Annotated in this window: 23 protein-coding genes; 17 read left to right on the top strand and 6 right to left on the bottom strand. The window is 50.2% G+C overall.

What is annotated here, in order from left to right; genetic code table 11:
- Nucleotides 1–4: 4 nt before the first annotated feature.
- The 3 genes from M6D81_RS01810 to M6D81_RS01800 form a co-directional block, all read right to left on the bottom strand.
- Complete coding sequence (locus M6D81_RS01810) at nucleotides 5–916, bottom strand: ABC transporter permease (RefSeq protein ID WP_262675068.1); 912 nt, start codon at nucleotides 914–916, stop codon at nucleotides 5–7.
- A gap of 60 nt (nucleotides 917–976) precedes the next feature.
- Nucleotides 977–2,614 (bottom strand): extracellular solute-binding protein, encoded by a 1,638-nt coding sequence (locus tag M6D81_RS01805; RefSeq protein ID WP_262675067.1) that lies wholly within the window; start codon nucleotides 2,612–2,614, stop codon nucleotides 977–979.
- Nucleotides 2,615–2,773: 159 nt separating this feature from the next.
- Nucleotides 2,774–5,092 carry an AraC family transcriptional regulator gene (locus tag M6D81_RS01800; protein ID WP_262675066.1) on the bottom strand — a complete coding sequence of 773 codons (2,319 nt, stop codon included), beginning with the start codon at nucleotides 5,090–5,092 and terminating at the stop codon, nucleotides 2,774–2,776.
- 252 nt (nucleotides 5,093–5,344) lie between these two features.
- Between M6D81_RS01800 and M6D81_RS01795 the strand changes: the two genes are divergently transcribed.
- The 6 genes from M6D81_RS01795 to M6D81_RS01770 all read left to right on the top strand — a co-directional run bounded on the left by M6D81_RS01795 (nucleotide 5,345) and on the right by M6D81_RS01770 (nucleotide 14,008).
- Nucleotides 5,345–6,334: a Gfo/Idh/MocA family protein gene (locus M6D81_RS01795; protein WP_262675065.1), complete on the top strand. Its 990-nt coding sequence runs from the start codon at nucleotides 5,345–5,347 to the stop codon at nucleotides 6,332–6,334.
- Nucleotides 6,335–6,418: 84 nt separating this feature from the next.
- On the top strand, nucleotides 6,419–7,885 hold the full coding sequence (locus M6D81_RS01790) for an ABC transporter substrate-binding protein (RefSeq protein WP_262675064.1): 1,467 nt from the start codon (nucleotides 6,419–6,421) through the stop codon (nucleotides 7,883–7,885).
- A gap of 21 nt (nucleotides 7,886–7,906) precedes the next feature.
- Nucleotides 7,907–8,797 (top strand): carbohydrate ABC transporter permease, encoded by an 891-nt coding sequence (locus M6D81_RS01785; RefSeq protein ID WP_262675063.1) that lies wholly within the window; start codon nucleotides 7,907–7,909, stop codon nucleotides 8,795–8,797.
- Nucleotides 8,797–9,639, top strand: a complete 843-nt coding sequence (locus M6D81_RS01780) for a carbohydrate ABC transporter permease (protein ID WP_262675062.1) — start codon at nucleotides 8,797–8,799, stop codon at nucleotides 9,637–9,639. Before M6D81_RS01785 ends, M6D81_RS01780 begins: the two co-directional genes overlap by 1 nt.
- Nucleotides 9,640–9,723: 84 nt before the next feature.
- Nucleotides 9,724–12,432, top strand: coding sequence for a cache domain-containing sensor histidine kinase (locus M6D81_RS01775; RefSeq protein ID WP_262675061.1), 2,709 nt, complete (start codon nucleotides 9,724–9,726; stop codon nucleotides 12,430–12,432).
- Nucleotide 12,433: 1 nt separating this feature from the next.
- Complete coding sequence (locus M6D81_RS01770) at nucleotides 12,434–14,008, top strand: response regulator (RefSeq protein ID WP_262675060.1); 1,575 nt, start codon at nucleotides 12,434–12,436, stop codon at nucleotides 14,006–14,008.
- A 27-nt stretch (nucleotides 14,009–14,035) separates the two neighbouring features.
- Here M6D81_RS01770 and M6D81_RS01765 read toward each other — a convergent pair whose 3' ends face one another.
- The 3 genes from M6D81_RS01765 to M6D81_RS01755 all read right to left on the bottom strand — a co-directional run bounded on the left by M6D81_RS01765 (nucleotide 14,036) and on the right by M6D81_RS01755 (nucleotide 16,645).
- Entirely contained in the window at nucleotides 14,036–15,193 is a 1,158-nt protein-coding gene (locus M6D81_RS01765) for an MFS transporter (protein ID WP_262675059.1), read from the bottom strand.
- 27 nt (nucleotides 15,194–15,220) lie between these two features.
- Nucleotides 15,221–16,129, bottom strand: coding sequence for an NAD(P)/FAD-dependent oxidoreductase (locus M6D81_RS01760; protein ID WP_262675058.1), 909 nt, complete (start codon nucleotides 16,127–16,129; stop codon nucleotides 15,221–15,223).
- A gap of 129 nt (nucleotides 16,130–16,258) precedes the next feature.
- On the bottom strand, nucleotides 16,259–16,645 hold the full coding sequence (locus M6D81_RS01755; protein ID WP_262675057.1) for an Rrf2 family transcriptional regulator: 387 nt from the start codon (nucleotides 16,643–16,645) through the stop codon (nucleotides 16,259–16,261).
- Between the two features lie 366 nt (nucleotides 16,646–17,011).
- Here M6D81_RS01755 and M6D81_RS01750 point away from each other — a divergent pair, with 366 nt between their 5' ends.
- The 11 genes from M6D81_RS01750 (at nucleotide 17,012) to M6D81_RS01700 (ending at nucleotide 23,834) form a co-directional block, all read left to right on the top strand.
- Nucleotides 17,012–17,269 carry an RDD family protein gene (locus tag M6D81_RS01750; RefSeq protein WP_262675056.1) on the top strand — a complete coding sequence of 86 codons (258 nt, stop codon included), beginning with the start codon at nucleotides 17,012–17,014 and terminating at the stop codon, nucleotides 17,267–17,269.
- Nucleotides 17,270–17,276: 7 nt separating this feature from the next.
- Nucleotides 17,277–17,417 (top strand): hypothetical protein, encoded by a 141-nt coding sequence (locus M6D81_RS01745; protein WP_262675055.1) that lies wholly within the window; start codon nucleotides 17,277–17,279, stop codon nucleotides 17,415–17,417.
- A 27-nt stretch (nucleotides 17,418–17,444) separates the two neighbouring features.
- Entirely contained in the window at nucleotides 17,445–17,846 is a 402-nt protein-coding gene (locus M6D81_RS01740) for a GNAT family N-acetyltransferase (protein WP_262675054.1), read from the top strand.
- Between the two features lie 71 nt (nucleotides 17,847–17,917).
- Nucleotides 17,918–18,238, top strand: a complete 321-nt coding sequence (locus M6D81_RS01735; protein ID WP_262675053.1) for a hypothetical protein — start codon at nucleotides 17,918–17,920, stop codon at nucleotides 18,236–18,238.
- Nucleotides 18,239–18,459: 221 nt separating this feature from the next.
- A complete protein-coding gene (locus M6D81_RS01730; RefSeq protein ID WP_262675052.1) occupies nucleotides 18,460–19,677 on the top strand; it encodes an MFS transporter in 1,218 nt (405 codons plus the stop codon).
- On the top strand, nucleotides 19,658–20,467 hold the full coding sequence (locus tag M6D81_RS01725; protein ID WP_262675051.1) for a GNAT family N-acetyltransferase: 810 nt from the start codon (nucleotides 19,658–19,660) through the stop codon (nucleotides 20,465–20,467). Before M6D81_RS01730 ends, M6D81_RS01725 begins: the two co-directional genes overlap by 20 nt.
- Before the next feature lie 99 nt (nucleotides 20,468–20,566).
- Nucleotides 20,567–21,358 carry a PhzF family phenazine biosynthesis protein gene (locus tag M6D81_RS01720; RefSeq protein WP_262675050.1) on the top strand — a complete coding sequence of 264 codons (792 nt, stop codon included), beginning with the start codon at nucleotides 20,567–20,569 and terminating at the stop codon, nucleotides 21,356–21,358.
- 33 nt (nucleotides 21,359–21,391) lie between these two features.
- Complete coding sequence (locus tag M6D81_RS01715; protein ID WP_262675049.1) at nucleotides 21,392–22,024, top strand: histidine phosphatase family protein; 633 nt, start codon at nucleotides 21,392–21,394, stop codon at nucleotides 22,022–22,024.
- Nucleotides 22,025–22,057: 33 nt separating this feature from the next.
- On the top strand, nucleotides 22,058–22,525 hold the full coding sequence (locus M6D81_RS01710) for a hypothetical protein (protein ID WP_262675048.1): 468 nt from the start codon (nucleotides 22,058–22,060) through the stop codon (nucleotides 22,523–22,525).
- Between the two features lie 16 nt (nucleotides 22,526–22,541).
- Nucleotides 22,542–22,952 carry a hypothetical protein gene (locus M6D81_RS01705; protein ID WP_262675047.1) on the top strand — a complete coding sequence of 137 codons (411 nt, stop codon included), beginning with the start codon at nucleotides 22,542–22,544 and terminating at the stop codon, nucleotides 22,950–22,952.
- Between the two features lie 114 nt (nucleotides 22,953–23,066).
- Nucleotides 23,067–23,834, top strand: a complete 768-nt coding sequence (locus tag M6D81_RS01700) for a DUF3891 family protein (RefSeq protein ID WP_262675045.1) — start codon at nucleotides 23,067–23,069, stop codon at nucleotides 23,832–23,834.
- Nucleotides 23,835–23,848 lie beyond the last annotated feature (14 nt).

The raw sequence follows: 23,848 nt of genomic DNA, 5'->3' as shown, positions 1-23,848 counted from the left end.
CTCCTTAGAACAGCTTCGTGCCGCTAATTTTTTTGGCGAACTGGTTCGCCGAGACGACAAGCGCGAATGCGATGACGGACTGGAAGATGCCGACGGCTGCGGCAAAGCTGAAGTCGCTGTCAATGAGCCCCCTGCGGTAGATAAATGTCTGGATGACGTCCGCCGTCTCATAGGTAGGCCCGCTGTATAGCAAAATAATCTTCTCGAAGCCGACGGACAGCATATGGCCCAGCGTGAGCAGCAGCATGATTGTCACAACAGTCGAGATGCCGGGCAGCGTTATATGCAGCATTTTTCGCCAGCGGCTTGCGCCGTCCATCGTGGCCGCTTCGTACAGCTGCGGGTCGATCGACGTCAACGCAGCCAGATAGATGATGGAATTCCAGCCCATGCCTTGCCATATCTCGGAGCTGATGAAGATGGTGCGGAACCATTGCGGCATGGACAGGAACGTCTGTGCTTCGCCTCCGATCCACTTGATCAGGCTGTTGATCAGCCCGTCAATGGACAGGAAGTTCACCAGCATGCCTGCAACAACGACGACTGACAAAAAATGCGGCACATAGGTAACCGTCTGAATAAATCGTTTAAACAGCTGCAAGCGCAGCTCATTAAGCAACAGGGCGAAGATGATGGAGGAAGGGAAAAAGAACAGCAACGAGTACAAATTGATAAGCAGCGTATTGCGGAACACCTTCCAAAAGTACGGATCGCCGATAAATTGCCCGAAATACTTGAAGCCTGCCCAGGGACTCTTGAAAAAGCCCTTCACGATCGAATAATCCTGGAACGCCATCAGATTGCCCACCATCGGGGCATAGTGAAAGGTCAGGAAGTAGATAATGGGCAAGGAGATCATGATGTACAGCGCTTTGCTTTTATAGAGTTTTTTCTTCATATCCACCACGGATTGCATGCCTATCGCCCTCTCTTTCCAAACCGGGGGAAAGCGAACGTGCTTTCCCCCGTCCATTGCCTATCGTACCCGATCCAGCGCCGCGTTGTAGATGCTGACGAGCTCGTCGGAGCCTTTCTTCTTCAGTTCCGCGACGAAGCCGTCCCAATCCTTCATCGAGCCTTCGATCATAATGAACTTATCCATGTTCTGCGTCAGATACGCGTCCAGCTGCGAGCGAAGCTGCTTCAACCGTTCCCGCTCCTCCATCGTGAACGGAGGATCGCTGACGAAGCGGATATTCTCGCCCGCTTGCTCCGCCTTGGCCGCCTTGTCGTCCCACCGGATGGACTCCTCCGTCTGCCAGGTGACGCCCATGCGATTGTCCTCGTACAGCCCGAAGCCCAAGTAGCCAAGGCCTAGCGCAGAGGCGAGCGAGTAATAGGGACTTTGCTCGTCTTTATACTTGTTGTATACGTCATCCGCCATCTTGTACTCGCCGTTCGTCAGCGTATAGTCTTTTCCTTCCATGCCGAGACTGGTCAGGCTGGAGCCTTCCTCGGAGTATAACCAGTCCATGAACGCAATGGCCTTTTCTGGGTTTTTCAGCTTCGCATTCAGAACATAGGACTCCGACAGATGACCTTTCGGATAGATGAGATTCCGCTTGGCGCCGGTCGGAGCAGTCAATGTATCCAGCATGTCGAATTGATGCTCCGCATTCACCTTCTTCAATGTGACGTTGAAGGAGCCGGCGAAGCCATGATTGTCCTGGAAGTAGAACGACTTGCCGGAGCTCAGCTTCTCTTGCCAGATCTGAGAGGTGGCCGTCGAGTAATCGGGGTCCAGCAGCTTCTCTTTATAGAGCATATGGAGCCATTCTACCGCTTGCTTGAATTCCGAAGATTCCGGTCCGAATTGATATTTATCCGTCTCGGGCTCATAGTAGACCTTGGAGCCGTTGAAGGTGGTGTAACCGCTTCCAAATCCGAAGGTAATCGGATTGAGCAGATTCTCTGTGCCCGTCAGGCCGTTCGCGGCGCGAGCGGTGAACGGATAGGAATCGGGGTAGGCTTCCTTCATTTTTTTCAGCACCTGATAAAGCTCGTCATAGGTGGTCGGCTGATTTAATCCCAGCTCCTTCAACACGTCTATGCGCATCATCGGAAGCTGTCCGCCCGAACCGGATTTTTTAGCCGCAAGCGGAAATCCGTACAGCTTCCCGTCGATTTTGTTTTTGTTAATATCGGGCTGCTCTTGAATCACTTTCTTGAAGTTGGGCATATCGTCCAGGTAAGGGGTCAGGTCCAGGAAGATGCCTGAATCCGCGAAGTTCTGTATATCGTCTTGCTTTACTAGCAAGATGTCCGGCATCGTATTGGTTGCAATCAGTGTTTTTTTCTTATCATCGTAATTGCTTTGGGGCACACCTTGCACGTTCAGCTTGACATTCTGCCGTTTCAGAAATTCTTGTACAGCGACGGAATCCGTCAGCAAAGCTTGCGAGGGATGCTCATACCTCATCCAGGTCAATTCCAGAGGTTTGTCGTCAGAGCCGGCTTTTTCTTGCTTGCCGCTGTCTCCTTTGGCCGTTGGCGCGGGACTGGCCGTTCCTCCCGACTCGGTATTGTTGTTGTTCCCGCTACAGCCCGACAGCAACCCCAGCAGCAAGGCCATACAGCATAACCATAACCATCCTGTCCTTCTTTTCCGGTGCATCGTGATAACCCTCCTCAGCGTTCATCTATTTTCTTGCACTTCCCACGATAGCACCGGACTATCTACATATATAGAGTCAAAAAGGAGCTAAGCGCACCAATATCCCTTATTCCACGAAATGTTTCACATTTCCACCATGCGCTAAAAAGTCGCCTGTGCCTATAAACCTTGCTTTCGCGTATGAAGCTGGCGATAGTCAAGAGGAGAGAGACTCTCGTGTTTCTTGAACAGTCGCAGGAAGGTCGTTCGACTTGTTATTCCGATACGCTCCGATATTTCGCTTACTTTCATATCCGTCTGCGCCAGCAGCTCCTTGGCTTTGGATATGCGAACGAGGCTGATATATTGGGTAATGCTCGTTCCTGTCGTTTCCTTGAACAGGCGGGAGACATACTTGGGTGACAGGCCGATCTCATCGGCGATCGTCTCCAAGTAGATGTTGTCGGCATAATGCTGTTCGATATATCGGGTTATGTCCGACACGACGGAACCCGACTTGCTCCCGCCTTTTACCGCAGTCTCCAATGCGATTCTCCCATAGAAGTCCAACAACTGCTCCGTCCGCTCATGCAGCTCGCCGGGAGACATGCTGGGTCTGACAAGCACGGCATATTGCTGGTCGCTGAGCAGGAGGGCGAGAGGGAGCTGGCGGTCATGAACGAAGCGAACGCCTGTGTGCATCAGATCCGTCAGCAGGGCTCCCAGATACGTATAGGACACGCCGATGTTTTTATTCGCTTGCAGCAGTCGTTCCACCTCGGCTCGCAGAAGCTCCAGATTGCCTGCTTTTAGTCCGTTCACGATTTTGTTCTCATCCAGGAAGGAATAATAATACGTTTGCTCGATTGCTAAATCTGCGGCGTCCGTCATCGTTACGCCAGTTGATCTTTTGCCGTGGACAATAGCCGTTATAGCGTCGCTGTACGATTTCACTATATCGCCCGGCTTGTCGTACAACTTGCCGATTCCGACCGTCATCCTGCAATATATCGAATCATACTGAAATGTCGTCTTAATCTGCTCCAGCGCCTCATCGAACAGCTCCCGTTGTTGCGGCTGCTTCAGATTGACGATACCTGCATACAGATTGGGCTCAGCCTCCAGCACATAACAGGATACGTAGCGTCGCAGCAGTCCCCATATAACATTTTTCATCTTGTCCTCGATCATGATCCGGTCAGATTCATGCACCTCCTCGTAGAAGCGCTCCTTGTAGTGAAAGAGGAAGCAGCAGCATAGATAGTTGCCGTCCTGAAATTTCAGTTCATCCAATATCCGGCTTGGCGGCTCTTGCTGCGTCCATACGCTTCCTTTCATCATGTTGGTGAAAAACTGGTCGAGCAGCTCGCTGGAGTATTCGTTCAGCTTGATTGAAGCGTCTCGGTTGTGCTGGACAAGCTGACGGATCATGCTGCCGATGGCCGTCAATTCGTCATGGTTGTCGTACGTACCGCCAGCATTCATGTCTTGCTCGCTGCGCAGCAGTATGTTCTTAATGTTGCGGATGGGATTGTACAGATTGACGCTGAAGATGAAAGAGAAGATGATTCCGATCAAGATAAGGCTGATGCAAATCCAGATGACGAGACTCAAGATGTTGGCCGCTTCTCCGCTGAATGCGGATAGTGGCGTGATAGAGATATAATTCCAACCGAAGGCGTCGGACGGGATGTTGACAACGAGAGCGTCGACGCCGTCAATCTTCATAATACGGTTTGATTGGGTATGGAATAACCCTTCATGCATGGAGGTTATCGCTTCCGGCTTCAAGGCGCTGGTATTAAGAATAAGATGGCCGTTGCCGTCTGTAATGAGGTAGGCAGTGGATGAGTAGAGTGCGTTGTTCTTAAGCGTAGATGCGATGGCCGGAACGGAGAGTGTCGTGACAAGCGTTACCCGGTTTCCATTGACGTATTGTGTCGATATGCTCGGAATGACTTCATTCGATTTGCGCTTAATGCTGCTGCTTGCTTGCGTAGGACCAAGGATCTGGAAGAAGCTCGTTGAATGAAGCCTTTCTTCCCAGTAAGGCTTGTCGTAACCGTCGAGTGAGTAGAACTTATCGAAGAACGTATTGAACTCGACAAGTCCTTCACTGGAGAATACGCGTTCGGCATCCGCATAGAGGAAGATATAATCGATGAAGGAGCTGATCTCATTCCGCTTCTGGGCGATCGCCCTTACGATGAGCTGGAGATTGACCCGTTCCGAGTCGGTCAGCTGGGGGTAGGGGGTCAAGTGCTGTTGGATAACATCACTGAGCAATAAGTTGTTGTTCGTCGTATGCGCCATGCCCAGGTAGATGTCTATGGTTCCGGAAGAGAACTTTAAATTGGCCGTGAGCTTCTGCGTGACGTCGCGCTTGGCCATATGATCCACATTCAGATAGACGATGCAGCCGATGACGATGATGGGGATCAGTAGAGAGAGAAAGTACATGAGTATTTTTAAGTAGAGCTTATTTTTTACGATATCCACAAGACGATCCCCCATTTCCATCTTCATTAGAGTCATAAATGCACATTAAAAGTCATTATTCGGCCTTCTGTTGTCCATTTCCTTCTGATACGCTACCGAATGAAGCGTTTACATGAAATTGAGAGGGATGGGATAAGGAATCGGCTGGTTGTACCTTTGTATATGCTGCTCAGCGGATTTTATTCATAATTCCGAATGAAACGGGAAGGGCGGCACGAAGACACAGAATTTACAGAAAAGCGGGGAATAGAGATGAAACGTATTCGAGCAGTTATCGTCGGTGCAGGCGCCATATCGGAAAATCACCTGAAAGCTATGCAAGACAGCAGCAGGACCGAGCTTCTGGCCGTTGCCGATCTGGAGCAACAGCGATTGGAGCAGTGCGCCGCTGCATACAGCATCAGAACTTATCACGATTATAAAGCAATGATTCTACAGGAGCGTCCGGATGTAGTCGTTATCACGCTGCCTCACTTCCTCCATAAGGAAGCGGTCATCTGGTGCGCGGAGCAAGACTGTCATGTGCTGGTCGAGAAGCCGATGGCCATGAACGTGCAGGAGTGCCGGGAAATGAACGAAGCGGCGGCAAGAAACGGTATCATCCTGGCTGTCGGGCATATGCAGCACTATTTCCCCGCTTTGATTCGCGCCAGAGAAATTCTGCGTTCCGGCCGGCTGGGAAAGCTCATTATGATGGATGACCGGAGATGGTGCAATTACTTCCATCCCGGTCGTCCGGCCTGGTTCCTTGAACGCGCGAAGTCGGGCGGCGGCATTGTCGTCAATCTCGGCAGTCATTCCATCGACAAGCTGCAGTGGCTGACGGACAGTCGGGTGACAAGCGTGAAAGCGAGCTTGACGGCATATGGCGAGCGAGGCGATGTAGAAGGGAGCGCCAGTCTGTTCCTGGAAACAACAGAAGGCGTGACTGCAACCGTATCGCTGTGCGGGTATCGCCAGAGTATCGTGAACGAGACTGAGTTGCTGCTGACTGGAGGTCAATTGAAGCTGCAAGGCAGCAATAAGCTATGGTTGTATGATGGACAATCAGACGGGTACGAGGCTATCGACACAGATGACCTGCCGGAAGCTTTCGCGGCGCAATGGGACGATATGCTGAATGCCGTGCAATTTGGGGGTGAGCTGGGCATCTCGGGCGAATACGGCCAGTCGGTGGCAAGCGTCGTAGAAGCCATATATCGTTCTCATTCTTCCGGCCGGGAGCAGATAGTCATAATTTGAACACAAAAGTAATAATCGCACATGTCAATCGACCGCAAAAAGTAGTTCAATGGAGACAAGAACAAATAAGGGGGATAAGCCGAAATGAATGCAAAGAAGAAAGCACTTACATGGATATGCTTGGTCCTTATGCTTGGCTTGCTTGCAGGCTGTGCCGGGAACGGCGATAACAAGAACAACGAGCCGTCAAAGCCTCCAGCAGGCCAACAAGAAGAGAACGGACAATCCGGCAAGGGAAGCGATACGGCCGATGGATTGCCCAAAACGGAAAAACCTGTATCGCTGAAGCTTTATACGACTTCCGCTGTCGATAAGACAGAGTTCGATGAAATTATCGGGGAGTGGAAGAAGGTTGAACCCAATATCGATGTGGAGATGGTCGTTCTGAGCGGACAAGACTCGCAAGAGAAAATTCGGGTCGCCATTGCCGGCGGAGAGAAGATTGATCTGGCCATGATGGAACGCACGACGTTCAGCGACAAGGCGGATAAGCTTTACTACAAGCTGAACGATCTGATGGAGCAGGAAGGACTTGACTATCTGAAGGAGTACGGCGATTACGGGAAAGCGACGATGGTAGGAGACGATATATACGGGATTGCCAAAGTGCTGTCGCCCGGAGCTGTCTATGTCAATAAGGAAATGTTCGAGAAAAACGGCGTTCCGATTCCGGATGACAATACATGGACCTACGAGGACTATTTCAAGATGATTAAGGACTTGACGGTAAAGGATAGCGGCGGACGCACGCAAGTTCGCGGAGGCATGCACTGGCAAGGCTCATTCTTGGCTGTGACCGATCTCGCTTCCATCGGGGGCTGGGATATCGTGAATGAAGACGGCACGCCCAATCTCGACAGTCCTATTCTAAGAAAGTCTATTCATTACTACTATGACGCTATGTACGTAGACGGCTCGATGCCGACTGATGCGGATGTGCAAGCCAATAAAGTGGTCGGACTGTTCGATTTCGTCGGTGAGAAGTTCGCGACATTGATCGGTGCATCCAACAGCATTCTGTTCCTGGATGTATGGAAGGAAGCAGGGCATCTCGATCCTGCGGTCGATGACAGGGATCCCTTCTTGCTGCTGAAGATGCCGCGGTGGGATGAGAACAGCCCTCCCAATCAGATTACGACAATCGTGACCAGCTATTCCGTAACCCGCACGACGGAGCATCCTGTGGAGGCTTATAAATTCCTTCGCTGGTATACGACCAAAGGATTGGAGCTGTCCGCGAAGGTGGCGCATCGGGTGCCGGCATGGCAGGGGGCGGACGAGGAGCTGCTGATGGACAGCTGGCGGTACTATAAAAACAACGATGGCGAAGTCGTGCAAGGCAAGGATAGAAAAGAGCTGTACCAGCGGGCGCTGGACAAATCCGCCAACGTCGTGTTCCCGAAATACCGTGGACAGTATCCTTACTCCTCCATGCTGTTGGAAGAGCTGAAGAAGGAGCTTAGCCTGATTCTTGCCGATGAGAAATCGATCGAACAGGGATTGCAGGATGCCCAGGCTGCGGGATTGAAAATCTATGAGCGCGAAAAATGAAATTGAATGGGGCGTGAAGCGATGAAAACGTTAAAACAGCGCGCCAGAGAAAATGTGGCAGGATATTTATTTATCCTGCCCAACATCCTCGGGTTTGTCGTTTTTACTGCCTTTGGAGTAGGCTTCTCCATGGTAATGAGCTTTACCGATTGGGATATGTTCAGTGAATTATCCGATGTGAGCTTCGTAGGCTTCGATAATTACATTGAAGCATTCAAGGATAAATGGTTTATCGATTCGATCAAAAATAATCTGTTCTTTCTTCTGTTTATCCCGGTTCAGATGCTGCTATCGCTTATGTTCGCCGTTTTTTTAAACGAGAAATTTTTCGGAAGAAATCTGCTTAGAAACTTGTTTTACTTGCCTTATATTACGAGCTTCGTAGCGATTTCATTAATTTGGTTCCAACTGCTGCATCCTTCCGAAGGCGTCATTAATCAGCTGCTGATTCGTCTCGGCGTCGAACAGCCGCCGTCCTGGTTCGGGAGCAGCGATTGGGTGAAGCCGGCCATTCTGGTCATCCTGACATGGCAGAGCCTGGGTTATAAGATGCTGCTTTATTTGGCTGGGCTTCAGGGCATACCTTCGCATTTATACGAAGCGGCCGAAATTGACGGCGCGACGGGCGTCCGCAAGTTTATTCATATTACGATACCGTTGATCTCTCCCGTATCCTTCTTTATCTTCATTATTTCCATGATCGATACATTCGTCATGTGGTCGAAGATACAAATTTTGACCTCGGGAGGTCCCGGTACGGCAAGCACAGTGATTGGCTACTATATTTATAAAATGGCATTCGAGCACAGCAAGATGGGGTACGCCTCCGCTATTGCATGGATATTGTTTATCATCATTTTTGCCGTCACGCTCATCCAGTGGCGAGGACAGAAGAAGTGGGTGAATTACTGATGATCAGGTGGAGATGGGGCAAGTGGATCGGAATCGCGCTTTCCTATGCGTTAGGCGTGACGATGCTGTTTCCTTTCCTATGGATGGTATCGACTTCCTTCAAGAGTCCGGGTGATGTATTCAACTTTCCGATCGAATGGATTCCGAATCCGATTGAGCTGGACGGTTATCTCTACGTTTGGAAGAACGCCATATTAGGCGTCTCGTTCTTTACATTTTATATCAATTCCATTAAGGTAGCCGTCATCGTATTAATCGGCACATACTTCGCATGCTCGATGTCCGCTTATGCGTATGCCAAGATCAAATTCACGGGCAGAAATGTGCTGTTTCTCATTAAAATGTCGACGATGATGATTCCGTTCCAGGTGACGATGATTCCAACCTTTATGATCTATCGCAAGCTGGAGCTTCTGGATACCCATGCAGCGTTGTGGCTGCACGTCTTCTTCGGATCGACCTTCGGCGTCTTTCTGCTGCGACAGTTCTTCATGTCCATCCCGGATGAGTTGTCCGAGGCGGCGAGAATAGATGGGGCGGGCCATGCCCGTATCTATTGGTACGTCATCTTGCCGCTGACGAAGCCCGCTATGTCTGCGTTGCTCGTTCTGACGTTCGTGTCTACCTGGAACAATTACGAAGCGCCCCTGCTCTATCTGCGCAGTCCGGAGCTGTTCACGATACCGCTTGGGCTGAAGGTAATGAGCGACGATATATACAACATTCACTATCCGGGCATTATGGCCGGGGTTGTCAGTTCGTTAATTCCGATTCTGATCATATTCGCGCTGGGGCAGCGTTACTTTATACAGGGAATTACATTCTCGGGCGTGAAAGGATAGATTAGGCTTCATGAGCAGGAATGACGTGCCCTCATGCAGAAATTGTTGAGAACAAGATAGCGCTTTCAACAGAAAAGGGGGGGCATGTCTATTAAAATCAAGCATAAAATGGCCTCGACTGCATTCATTCTTAGCACGTTGTGCTTTGCCCTGACCAGCGGCCTGTTCTACTTGCTGTTCACGAACACGATCCAGACCAATGCGGCCAGAATGAACGCCACACAGCTGCAGGTTGTGCAGGAGAATGCGGATTATTTCTTCCAGAATATCGAGGAAGGGGCAAGGCAGGTTACAGAGCATGCCAATATTCAGTATTTATTTCAGCATTATCCCGAATTGTCCTCTAACAGCAGAAATCAACTGCTTCTGAAATCGTATGATGTGCTGGACAACCTGAGTATGCGTTTAACGCAGGAAATTGAATATATCGAAATATTGCCGGCCAAAAACGATGAAAGGCTCATGATTAAAAATACTTGGGATAGCCCCACATTGTCTTATAAACAGCTGGAAGATATTCTTCAGGGGAAATCTTCCAATTGGGGAAGAGCGAACAAAGTAGTGTATGTCAAGGAGTTCGTGCAGAAGGAAAATGACAGAATGCTGGGATACATCGCCATTCACATCCGTGACAGCTTCTGGAAAAAGCTGCTGGAGGAGATGGAGATCAGTCTATATCTGTTCGACGGAAACGGCGATTCCATCTATCAGCAGCATGCCAAGGATGCTCCAGCTATACCTAGCTTGAGCGGTCTGGATCAATTGAGTCGCGAGACATTTATTATCAATCGGGTGCAAGCGGGAGATACGGACTGGACATTCGCCAGCGTCATCAATAAGCAATCATTGCTGGACACATTCACCAATCCTGCCCGATACCTGATATGGTCCGGCGTCGCGTGCTTCTTCATCTCGATTCTCTTCTCATTCATCGTCTCGTATCGCATTACGTCCTCTCTGGGGCGTATGGAAAGGCTAATTATTCGCATCCGCAACGGCGAGCTGGAGCCTGGAGGCGAGCTGCCGTTAAGACTGTCGCGCTTCAGCCGTGCATTGGGCCGCAGATGGTTCGTCATCGCCGTCTACCTGTGCATTATCATCGTGCCGCTGACGTTGTCCGTATATGTGATGAACCGAATGTTCACGGAATCGATTGGAGAGCAATCGGAGACGTATTATCACAATGAAGCGGAGCTGGTGCATCAGATAGCAGATAGGAAGTTGAAAGAACACTTTGATAATTTAAGCTATATTTTCGGTGATAGCGAAATGAATGAGTGGCTGGCGGACTATTCGAAAGAAAAAATATCCCGGCCGGATTTGGCTGAAAAGATCTTGGAAAAGCTGAATGCGATCGAGGAGTTCGAAAGTGGCGATGCTTCCATTCTGCTGCTGGACCGAGGCAAGAACGTCATTCTGAACACAGGCTGCAACCGAATCAATAACAGCCTATTGTCGACTGTATTTGATGATAAAAACAACACAGTGTGGCTGCCTTCCGAGAGAAATTGCGGCACCTACACCTTCCATCTGGGCAAGAAGCTGGTCGCAATAGGGAACTATTCGGACACTTACTTTCTTGATCCGTTAGGGTATGCCTGGCTGTCGATAAATGAATCAGAGCTGGAGGGCATGTATCGTCCTTGGATGAAGTCGGTCGACAGTCTGATCTACATCATCGACAGTGGAGGACGTATACTGTCGCATCCTGACAAGGCTCTCATCGGTACAATGACAGGTTCTGTCCATGCCAGCTCTCTTGAACGCAACGACATAAGGGTACAGGCTGAACTGGATCTAGTAGATTGGCAATTGAACAGCACGGTTCCGCGATCGAGCCTTCACATGAATGCGAGGCATCTGGAACGGTTCATTGCTGTTATGATAGCGGTTAATACGCTCGTCGTTGCGCTCACTTACTATTACGTTATTGGCCGTATGACTGCCAGAATCCGTGCCATTAACGATGCGATCGAGCATGTGTCCAAAGGGGATCTGGGCGCGCATGTCACCATTACCTCAGGTGACGAGATGGAGCGCCTTGCCGAAGGCTTCAACGGCATGGTCCGCAAGCTGAAGGAGCAGGTCGACGAGATCTACAAGCAAGGCTTGCGCAGGAAGGAGGCGGAATTGAACGCTTTGCAGGCGCAAATCAATCCGCACTTTCTGTACAATACGCTGGAGTCGATTAATTGGGAAGCCATGATGCTGACTGGGGGACCGAATAAAGTCAGCGAGATGGTAACTGCTTTGTCCGATCTGCTGAGACTCAGTATCAGCAAGGGACGGGAGATCGTTACCTTCGTGGACGAAATCAATCATGTGAAAAATTACATTATTATTCAGAAGGAGCGTTATAGTGACAAGTTCGATGTCCATTGGGAGATCGAGCCCGCTATCCTGTCATGCAAAACGTTAAAACTCATCTTGCAGCCATTGGTCGAGAATGCGATTTACCACGGATTGGAGCTGAAATCCGGCAAAGGTCTGATTACGATAAGCGGGAGTATTGTGCAAGGAAATGTCCGATTGGAGATCTCCGATGACGGGCTTGGCATGGATGAAGAACAGCTCGCTTCCGTAAGGAAGCTGCTGCAATATTCGGAGCATAACGAAGAGGGACGCAGCATCGGCATACAAAATGTGAATGAAAGAATCCAGCTGTACTTCGGCAAGGAATTCGGCATTGAAATCGACAGCAGACCCAATAAAGGAACTCGAACCCGAATCGTATTGCCTCTGGTGCACGACGTAGAGCAACCACTCTTTAATCGCCGACTGGGAGGTGCTTAGCTTGTACAGCGTACTCATTGTGGATGATGAAGACAAGATCAGACGGGGGCTGAAAGCCATCGTCAACTGGAGTGAGCTTGGCTTTACCGTAATTGGCGATATGAGCCATGGACAAGAAGCCCTACAGTGGATGCATGACAATGGCGTACCTGACGTCATACTGACGGATATCCGGATGCCGCTTATGGACGGACTTGCATTCATGCAAGCCGTCAGGGAAGAGTGGAGGGACAAGCATATTCCGTTCATCGTGTTAAGCGGATACGATTACTTCGAATATGCGAAGAAAGCGATCGAACTGGGTGCTTTCGATTACTTGCTGAAGCCGACGAAGCTGCCGGAGCTGCAACAGAAGCTGGGCAGTCTGCGTCAGAAGCTCGATCGACAACGTGATGTCGAGAAGCTGGTGAGCGAACAGCAGCAGGTGCAACGGGAGAAGGGGTTGCGGCTTGTGCTGGAAGGGAAATCGGACATCGAGCATGATTATGAGCCTGTGAAACACAGCCTGTTCGAACCAGGTGTCGTAAGCTATTCCGTAATGGTCGCGGAAGTGCTCTCCGACCAACATGCCGAAACGCTTCAAGCAATGGCAAGGGAAATGGTCACCATGGCGAGAGGACGTATGTCTTGCTGCGAACTGGTTGATTCCGACAGCCGCATCATCTGGCTGTTCGGCTGTCATTCCGAGAAGTCTTCAGAGGAGCTATTGCGTCATTACGCTGCAGAATGGATGAACAAGAGGCGGGCGGGCTTCGCAGGTGTTAATATCGGAATTGGCCTCACTGTCAGTGGATTAAGCCAGACCCGCAATAGCTATGAAGAAGCGAAATCAGCTTTAGCGCAATGCTTCTATTCCGGACCGTACTCCGTTCGAAACTTCGATGCTGCTATACACGAAGAGCCGCCGCTGATCTATCCGCTGCATAAAGAGAATGAACTGGATGACCTGATAAAGAAAGGTGACCGGCAGGCGATGCTGCTCGCAGTTAATGAGATGCTCCATAAGGAATTGCCGGGCAAGCCGCCTTATCAGCCACGCCAGCTGATTGAATTGCTAACCAGGCTGGCATGGTCGCTGGAATTGCGGGTGTCGCGTCGCACCTCTTCACAGCATCATGAGTCCGTCGGATTGGAAATTTCTTCGCGTGAATATCCGCGATTCGTTGATTATAGTACGCTGCAGACTTGGTTCCGCGATCGCATGATGAAGCTGATGGATTGGCAAGCTGCCGCATCAGACGAAGGGGACACGGCCCCGGGAAGAATTGTCAAGCATATGATAGACGTCGTTGCCAGAAAGTATCACGATCCCATTACACTATATACGATCGCGGATTCGCTTCAAATGAACGCCGAGTACCTTAGCCGCCTGTTCAAGAGAGAGACGGGGCAATCGTTCATTCAATACTTGACGGCTTATCGCATTGAGAAGGCAAAGCTGCTGCTAAGGGACGTCTCTTGCAAAAGCTATGAGGTAGGTTACCGCGTCGGCTATCATAATCCCGGATACTTCGCCAAAACATTCAAGAAGGTGACCGGTCTGTCGGTCACGGATTATCGGGAAGCTGAGTTATAAAAAAATGAGAGTGGCAGGTGGCAGCAGCTACCGCAAGTTTCCGGACTTAAGTGAGAAGGAGTACGCTGCGACGGCAAGCGCCAGCAAAACTGAGATTCCGCCTATCCATCCCAGAGCGTGGATGGGGGCATATTCGATAACTAATCCGCCCAATGCAGCGCCAAGCGTGATGCCTATGTTCAACAGTGCGGTGTTCACGCTCAAAATAATCTCGGCGGACTGCGGCTTCAGCGAGATCATGTAGTATTGATTAGCGGGCGTCGTCGTCCATGCGGCCAAGCCCCACACTATGATCATGATGAATACAGCCGGCATCGATTGGGAGATTAGCATTAATGCGATCAGTGAAGCGGCGTGAATAACAAGGCTGACGCCGATCGTACTGACCGGCCCCCACCTGTCAACGGCATATCCGCCGACACGCGAGCCAATGAAGGCGAATATGCCCAACAGGAATATCGCCGTACTGATTTGCTGCAGACTAAACCCCGCAGTTTTGCTTAATATTGGTGCAATGTAAGCAAAGACGATCGTATAGCCTAATATCCAGAATAAAGTCGTCAACAAACCGCTAACCAACTTTTTATCGCAGATAAGCTTGAGCTGCTGCTTGAGAGGAACAGGAGAACTGCCTTCCAGCATCGGAATAAACCGGTAGAGCAGCATAATGACCATTAGCGACACAATCGCCATGATGAGAAAAATATAACGCCAGTCCATATAAGCTGCCAGATATGTGCCGATCGGCACACCCAGTACGAGTGATACGGTAAAGCCGGTAATGACTGTAGCAATTGCACTGCCGCGCTTGTCTGGCGGGGCAAGTCTGGCGGCGTAATAAGTAGCTACGACGAAATACAAGCCGCCGCTTATCGCCAATACAATGCGAGACAGCATGAGCCAGCCGTAATGGTAACTAACAAAGGAAAGGAGATTGCCGGCGGCAAATACAAGCATTGCGTATAACAGAACCTTTTTTCTCTCCAGTCTGGCAGTGAGCATGACGAGTACGAGAGCTCCGAACGCATGAGATAACGCGTATACTGTAATTAATTGACCTGCAACCGATACGGACACGTCCAAGTCGCCTGCGATTAGTTCCAACAGACCGGAAATAATAAATTCGGCTGTTCCTACGCCGAATGCGCCGAGAGCCAATAAGAGGACGGCAATACGATTTTTCATAGTGATAGCCCCATTCTAGATAGAACGTTATTGATTGGTAAAATCTTCTTCGGTCAGCTCCATATTTATACTTATAGCCGCACGACTGCCGCTGGCTGCCGCCATAATAAGCTGGGCGGAACGCATCGCTATCGCATCGCCTGCCGAGTAGAAGCCGGGAACGGAAGTTTTGCCCGATGCATCGGTACGAATTTCTCCGTTTTCCGTCAATTCACACCCTAACTCTTCGCCTATCGATGAGCTCTGTATAAGCTTGGGAACTACGAATCCGCCAGTTCTGGCAAGGAACGCTCCATCGGAGAATCGCAGCCCTTGAAGCTGTCCGTCACTGCCGATGAATTCTGCAATAGGCTTCTCGATGACAGGAATGCTTCTCGCTTGGAGCAGACGTGCTTCTTCTTCGCTCAATACCGGATTGCCGTTCGTGCACACGATGATATCTTTGCTCCAGTTGAGCAGAAGCTTGGCTGTATGGAATGCGGTAGGCTGTTCCGATACGACGACTAAAGCCCGATCACGCAGCTCCCATCCGTCGCAATATGGACAATTGAACAGGCTTCTGCCGTAGAGCGGCAGGAGCCCTTCGATAGCGGGAAGAATTTCCTTCAAGCCGCTGGACAGTAGAAGTTTCCTGGAACGCAATACTTGGCCTGTACCGACTTCGATCTCGAAGCCTTCGTCCGTCTTAACCGCTGCTACGGCTTCCTGCTGTATGTGCTCGACAGTAGGATAGTGAAGAACCTCTTCGTACGCAATACGGCGAAATTCGCCGGGCGTGACACCGTCTCTTGTAATAAACCCGTGAGAGGATCGGGTTACTGCATTCCGAGGCTGATTGTTGTCCACAATCGCTACTCCTCTTCTTGCGCGACCCAGCACCAGCGCAGCATTCAATCCCGCAGGACCGCCTCCGATAATGACACAATCGTACAACATGATCATACACTCCTTTAAAGGGATATTACGGACTCGTTATGTCTATAATTGAGCGCTAATGAGCCCATTCAAAGCCAAGCGAAAGAGTTGTGCCGCAATCCGGCATGCAGAAGCCCCTCATAAGGGGCTTCATGTTCGGACTAGATCGACAAGCTTGGCTTGTCTCAAGTGCTGCTCCATCTTCTGCTCCGCTTGCTTCATAATCTCCTGGATGGCACACTCCTCACCGTGTACGAATCCACACTGGAACAAGGAAGTGGTTCCCTCAATCGCATGAATAATGTCCAAAAATGAAATGTCGTCCCTTGCACGCAACAAGCGGTATCCTCCGCCTGCGCCCGAGGCAGACTCAATCAATCCGGCTTTCACAAGCTTCGTTAATATTTTGGACAAATAAGTGGGGGAGACGCCTTGAGATTCCGCCATCTGCTGAACGCCTATCGGTTTAATCGGAGAGGCCTCCAACATCAGTAGCATCGTATGAAGCGCATAGTTGGTTGCTTTGGAAAATTTCATGGCGATCACTCTTTCGCAGACTTATTGTATCCATAATATCTCTTATTAAAAAGAAGTGTCAAGTCCAAGAAAGGTTTGTTAATAAAAGCGAAAGATTTGCCCCATCATGCGTTACTACTTGGGTGTACTAAAGCAAGTAGGGGGCTTATCGCTCAAAATGGTCACATAGAGTCGGAAAAGAAGTGGGGATTGTGCACTATCGCTCATTTTGATCACATAGCCTCGCCAAGTGAGCACCGTACCGAATGAACCTAAGTAGCAACCATGATGAAGAGAAAAAACGTTCTGCCGTAACCGCTTCATTTGTGGTAAACTTCTCCATATACGATTCCGTACACTTGAGACTGAAAAGGAGGAGTTTGCAGAATGACTGAAAATGCCGGGTTTTGGATCAGATTCGGAGCTATTCTGCTGGATGGGATCATCGTTGCCGTTCCATTGACGCTGCTCATGCTTTTGGTGCCCGGACCGGAAGCCGTTAAGTCTCGTTTTACGGATGTTCTAAGCTTTCTCTATGCCTTGCTGCTTCCCGTCTTCTGGAATGGATACACGATCGGCAAGCGGATATGTCCGACTTTAACGCAGGAACCGAAGTCGTACATGATTAACAGCAGGAAGGAGTGAATGGAGTTTGGGACTGTTTATCGTCATTTTGCTCATTGTCATTCTGATCTTATTATTGAAAATTAACAGCAAGCTGACTGCAAGGGATTATGTGAGAGAAGCCTTGAAGAGAGATGAAGATAGAAAGCCGAGTGAGCGACGTCATTAAGGCGAGAGGAATAAGGAGAGATGGTAAATGTCCGATGTTGCGTATAGGGAAAATGCACATGTTACGCCGGAGCAGCTCGCACAAGTATTCAGTTCTTCGGGCATCCGGAGACCTTCCGATGACATGGCCAGGCTTCAATTAATGATTGATCACGCTGACTTGCTCATTACGGCATGGGATGGGGATAAGCCCATCGGTGTGGCAAGAGCGCTGACAGACTATAGTTATTGCTGTTATCTGTCGGACTTGGCTGTAGACCGCGCCTACCAGAAGCATGGGATCGGCAAGGAGCTGGTTGCAATCGTACAGGAGCGCATTGGCGAATCCTGTTCCTTAGTACTCTTAGCGGCGCCGCAAGCGGTAGACTATTACCCGAGGCTGGGATTCGAGCGAGCGGATAAAGCGTACTTGATCAAACGGAAGAGATAAGGTTTACGAATTGCTGAATGGAGAATCTAGCCGCAATCGACAAATGAACAAAGAAGGATTTGAAAACGAATATGCGAAAAAAAACAATCATCATGATATTGACAGCGGGTTTGCTGCTTGCAGCTATGTTCATCCCCGTATCCGTTGCACCTTCGAATGAAACGAGAATCGTTCTGGATCATACCAACAAATACTATATCGCTCCGCCATGCTTCGAGCAGGCGGAAGGCGTAACCAACCATCTGGCCGATACGACATGGAAAGAAGCTCTGGCAAGCGGTTATAAGCCGGAATCGGATTGTACAGCCGAGAAGGTGAAAGCGAAAACGAAAACAGTCGGCTATTGGATCGGTTATCGGCTGGGGCTGGTTAATGGCGGTTGGGATTGGTAGGAGGATATTTTGTTAATTGAACATTCAAATATATGCGGAATTGGAGAGGCTTGTCTGATGCGAGGCGCATAGGCAAGCTTTTTTGCGGTCTTCGGCATGACAGTATCAATTCCTCAAACAGTTGTTCTATTGTACATTGGATAAAGATGGTATAATCAGGCTACATCCGAAGAATAGCATCCTGAATGATCTATTATCGTAGCCGGAGGAGAGATGAACAATTGACTATTTGGGCGGACATCAGGACTTTCAGCGCTGTGCCGGGGGCGCGCCGGTTGCTGGGAGCACTGTTTTTCTACGGAATTGGGCTTGGCATTCTAGCGCCGATGAATTCCATTTATTTAAGTGACAGCATCGGTCTTGGGAAAGGGGAAATCGTCTCCGTATTCTCCATCTCGGCCTTGTTGAATATGGCCGTTACAATGACAGTTGGCGCATACAGCGACCGGATGAGACAGAAGAAACCCATCGCGTTGACTGCGGCCGTTATTTGCATGCTGGGCCTGCTTGTCTATATGCGAGCGGACAGTTACACTGGCGCATTAATTGGCATGTGCATAGCTGCTGCGCCATCGGGATTAATCATGGGACAACTGTTCGCCATCTCCCGCCATCACTTCACCAGGCTGGCTCCGACGCTTGTAGAGATGGCATTAATATGGCTTAGATCTTCCCTCAGCGTCGGCTTCTTCAGCGGACTGCTCATCGGTGCGAACCTGTATGTGCTTGCGACCTTTCAAGGGGTGTTGTGGGGGAATGTAGGCGGCTATGCCGCATTGGTTATTCTGCTTCTGCTTCATCGCGAGCTGGATTCAACTCCGAGCAAGGAGGCGGGTTCCGAGAATGCTTCTACCGGAGAACGCTTCTCGCTTCTTATGCTGCTAGCCATCCTCATGATTGCATGCGCGGATTCCATTCGCGGACTGTACTTGCCGCTTGTCGTGAAGGAGCTGTTCGGTCGAGCGGAGATCGCTTCCTATATTTGGAGCGTACAAGCCGTATTCGAACTGTTGCTAATGACGGTCTCCGGTTATTGGGCGGCCAGGTACGGTACGAAGCCCGTCCTTATCATTGGCGGTGTCAGCGCCATTATCTGCTACGCTGTCTATATCTGGTCTCCGCCGCTTATCCTGTTCTTTCTCGTACAGCCGCTCTATTCCTTGTTCGTGTCCATCAAGTTCGGCGTTGCAATGGGCTATGTCCAGCGCATGTTCCTATCCCGCAGCGGCTTCGGAGCCAGCTTGTACGAGTGTATCATTCTCATGGCGACGCTGGTCGGCTATGTGCTTCCGTTATTTATTGCGGGGTATCATCCGCTGTTGTTCTACATGCCGCTCGTCATTGTTGCATTGGCGCTGCTTATGATTGGCTGGACAATGCTGTCGGATCGACGCCAACATGATAAGAAGGGGGATTACCGTGACAGTGCTGCCATCTGAATGTCTGGTCCAGGAGATTGAACATTCCGAAATTCAGTATATGCTGGACAGAATGTCGGCCATGCAGAGCATGGAAGGCAACCCGGAAGGAATTGAAGTGAAACATTTTGGTATGACGGTGTGTTTATATAGTGAACATATGCCTTGGGCGATGTTTAATACGGTGAAAGGCATGACGAGCGCGGATGCGAAATACCTTGATGACATTATCGCATTTTATCAAGTCAGAGGGCGGGCGGTGCAATTCGAAATCGTGCCTTCGCGGGCGGACCGCAACTTGCTGAAGTCGTTGGCGGAACGGGGGCTCTATTCATCCGGGTTTCATAATTCCTTATACACAGTGCCTGGCGACTCGGAAGAACGATTGCCGGAATCCATTGTGATCCGAGAGCTGCAGCAGGACGAGTTCCAGCTATACGCAACTATTCATTGCAAGGGAACGGGGCTGTCGGAGAACGGAATTCCCTACATAGCGGCCAACAATCAAATCCTGCATAGCCGCCGGGGGTGGAAGTACTTCCTTGCTTATTGCGACATGGAGCCCGCAGCGGTCGGGGTCATGTATATGCAAGAAGGTGCGGCATCACTTACGTTCGCTGCGACACTGCCAGAGTATCGGGGGAGAGGATTGCAGCAGGCTTTGATCAGAAGAAGGATAAGGGAAGCGGCAGTTCAAGGCTGCAGGCTAGTGGTAGGGCAATGCGCCTTCCTGTCCCAGAGCCATCGCAATATGGAGAGAGCCGGCATGAAGCTCGGTTATGTCAGGTCGACTTGGATCAAGCAGGAATAGCTGTCCACTGGCAGGTTGCAAGCTTGTTACAGGCGAAATCGCAATTGAATTACATAATTATAGTTATGTCAACTAATGAGGCGTCGAGGAGAGAAGAAGATGAACATTTATATTGTGGACGCTTTCACGAACGAGCCCTTCCGGGGCAACCCGGCTGCCGTATGCATGCTGGAGCAGGAGAAGTCCGAACAATGGATGCAGCAGGTGGCTGGCGAAATGAACCTGTCGGAGACGGCGTTCGTCATTCGGCGGGACTGTGGAGACGGCTATACATTAAGATGGTTCACGCCCGTCGCGGAAGTGGAGCTATGCGGTCATGCTACGCTGGCCGCCGCCCATCTGCTATGGGAGCGCAGCGGGGTTGATGATCAGACAATTGCGTTCCATACGAAGAGCGGAGTGCTTCACGCAACCAGGCAAGGGCATTGGATTCAATTGAATTTTCCGTTGGAGCTGGAGCAGGAATGCGTTCCGCCGCCACAGCTCATCGTCGGATTGGGGGAGAGATTTCATTACATCGGCCGGAACCGGATGGACTATCTCATCGAAGTGGAGGATGAGAGCGTACTCAGAGCGCTTAAGCCCAACTTCCAGGAATGGTCGACGGTGAAAGCGAGAGGCATCATTGTTACTTGCAAAGCGAAAATGCCGGATGTCGACTTCGTATCCCGATGCTTCTATCCCGTCATCGGTGTCAACGAAGATCCCGTCACCGGCTCTGCCCATTGCTGCCTCGCGCCATACTGGCAGAAGAAGCTCGGGAAGAGCAGCTTTACGGCGGTTCAGCTGTCGAGGCGCGAAGGATTGCTCACGCTGCGCATCGAGAACGACCGGATTCTAATGTCCGGCCAAGCGGTTACGACGTTAGCAGGCAGGTTGGCCAACATATAATCATCCGACAGCGCAGAGAGGGGAATATGCCATATGGAGCAGAAGACGCTGCTATATATCGTCCGACACGGACAGACGGAATGGAACGTTGAGGAGCGATTCCAAGGCCATCATGATTCACCGCTTACGGAGCTTGGCAGGAATCAGGCCATCCGGCTTGGAGAAACACTGGTGAACGACCCGATCGATATCATTTTCTCCAGCTCGAGTAAGCGTACCCGGCATACTGCAGAGCTTATTCGTCGCAATCGGGATATCGGCATAGTTGAATCGGATAATTTGAAGGAGATTCATCTGGGCATATGGGAAGGAAGACGGAAGCAAGAGATCGAGCGAGACGATCCTTCGAATATGGACAGGTTTTTCCGAGATCCGGAACGATTCTCCGTCGAAGGTGCGGAATCGTTCCGGCAGGTACGGGAGAGGGCGCTGAGCCAGTTACACATTATTATGCAGGAGCATGCTGGAAATTCTGTTCTGATCGTGACGCATACGGTCGTCGTGAAGCTGCTGCTCGCCTACTTCGAGAATCGGCCGATGGAACGGCTATGGCAAGAGCCCTACATCCATCCCGCTTGCTTGAGCAAGGTTGTGATCGGGAAGGATGGACATGAAATTGTGCTGCAGGGAGACACCTCCCATTATCGGGATTGTCACGAACGATAATTGTACGATAAGCGAGGAGAGGGAGGGGCACTTGTGCGGAAGTTGGTATCGTCTCTGTTGTTCATGGCGGCCATTGGGTTCCTCTTGAGTTCATGTTCAAGAGTTGGAAGCGGCAATAAAAATGAACCTTCTCCGCCTTATCCGTTCCCAGTGGATCTATATTCTGTACTGAAAGTGTCGGAAGTCAGTCCGGGAGCAGAGTCCGCTACATTGCTGTTAATGAATAACGTGCAGCGGAATACGGAAATGTATGGCGCCGTCACGCTTGATTATGAAATACATCTCTATGGTAACGAGCATAGCGAGCAGCTACAGGAAAAGCGGCTGCTGGATCAAGATATTGCGCTGTATGTGAAGAAGATTGTGAATGAAGAGATATTGCTGGACAGGTATGGTGAATATACCATTAAGACAGAAGCCTACTACGGCTCCTCGGGACAGCAGCATCAATTCGTCGTCAGCTTCGGTCCCGATGGCATCAGTGTAGAAAGGCTGCCTTAGGCAGGGAGTGACGAAAATGAAATTTCGTTATCAACGTCCCGAGATTGGAAACGCCGCAGTCGCTCCGCTAATTTGCTTTTCCACCGTATCCACTATAGCAATGACCAGCGGGGATCGGCAGTTAACGTGGGTAGATTCTATAATCATGGTGCTATTGTCGTTCATTTACATCGGATTCGCCATTAGACTGGCTATGAAGAAGCATGAGCTGATCGTGGAAGAGTCGCGTATCATCTCCAGACATCGGGAATTTGCATCATCCCATATGACGGCCATCCGTATTGTGAAGAAGCGCAGGGTCATTATGCTGAAGAGTAGCAGATATTGGGGCTGGAACAACTTTGTCATCGTGCGGGATGAGGCAGAGGATGCTATGAAAGCCGTCGAGGAATGGGCGAAGCGCAATGAAGTCAAGTTGTCTGATTAACAGAGCAGCCTGATGAGGAAGGCGAAGATAAAGTCAGCTGAAAGGAACAGGAATTGCGTCTGCTATTGACGAAGTAGGGAATAGGATATACACATCACATGAGGAGGGATTTGCATGATTATACGGGAAGAACCGCAGCATTTCATTATGATCGCACAGCATGATCACGGTCAACTGTCCGGAGAAATCGCCACTTCTATAAACCCTTCCTATTTCATTGATGAGAAGCTGAGAGACACGGTCATTAAAGCCATCTACGAGCACGACCGCGGTTGGATCAAGCTGGATGAGACGCCAATCTGGCATGATGCAGCAAGCCGTCCCTTCACCTTTGAAGATTATCCGCTCGCTCCCAAGCTGCAATTTTACGGATTGGGGATAGACGAGATCGAAGAGAAGAATCTTTATGGCGGCTTGCTGTGCAGCATGCATTTCTCGACATTTGAGCTGCTTCGCCAATCGGATCAGGAGGATTGCGTCGCTTTTTGCGCCCGGGAGGACGATAGACAGAAACGGTTAAGAGAGCAATTGGGCAGCTGGAATGAGGAAGCGCTTATGGCGCATTTTAAAATTCTTCAGCTCTGTGATGATCTATCGTTATATGTATGTCTTAACCATGCCGGAGCAGCCAAAGAGGAAGAGCATCCTTGGTTCCGTGACGGCTTCAAGCATGCGGATTACTTCACCGGCAGGACAGATGGCGTGCTAATGGCTTCATGGCTCAGCTGTGAGGAGGTCCGGGTAACACCGGAAGTGTTCGCAACAAAATGCCAGGCTAAGCTGCTGTATAAGCGAGTTGCGAAGGAGGAAATAAAGCGGTTCGGCATACATGAAGCCTATCTTCAGTCGCCGTTGCTGGAGCAAGTTGTAGCATTCAGTTGAGTGACTGCAAGTAT

The organism is Paenibacillus sp. J5C2022, assembly GCF_025567625.1.
Classification (GTDB): Bacteria; Bacillota; Bacilli; order Paenibacillales; family Paenibacillaceae; genus Pristimantibacillus.
This window is presented reverse-complemented; position numbering and strand designations above follow the sequence as displayed.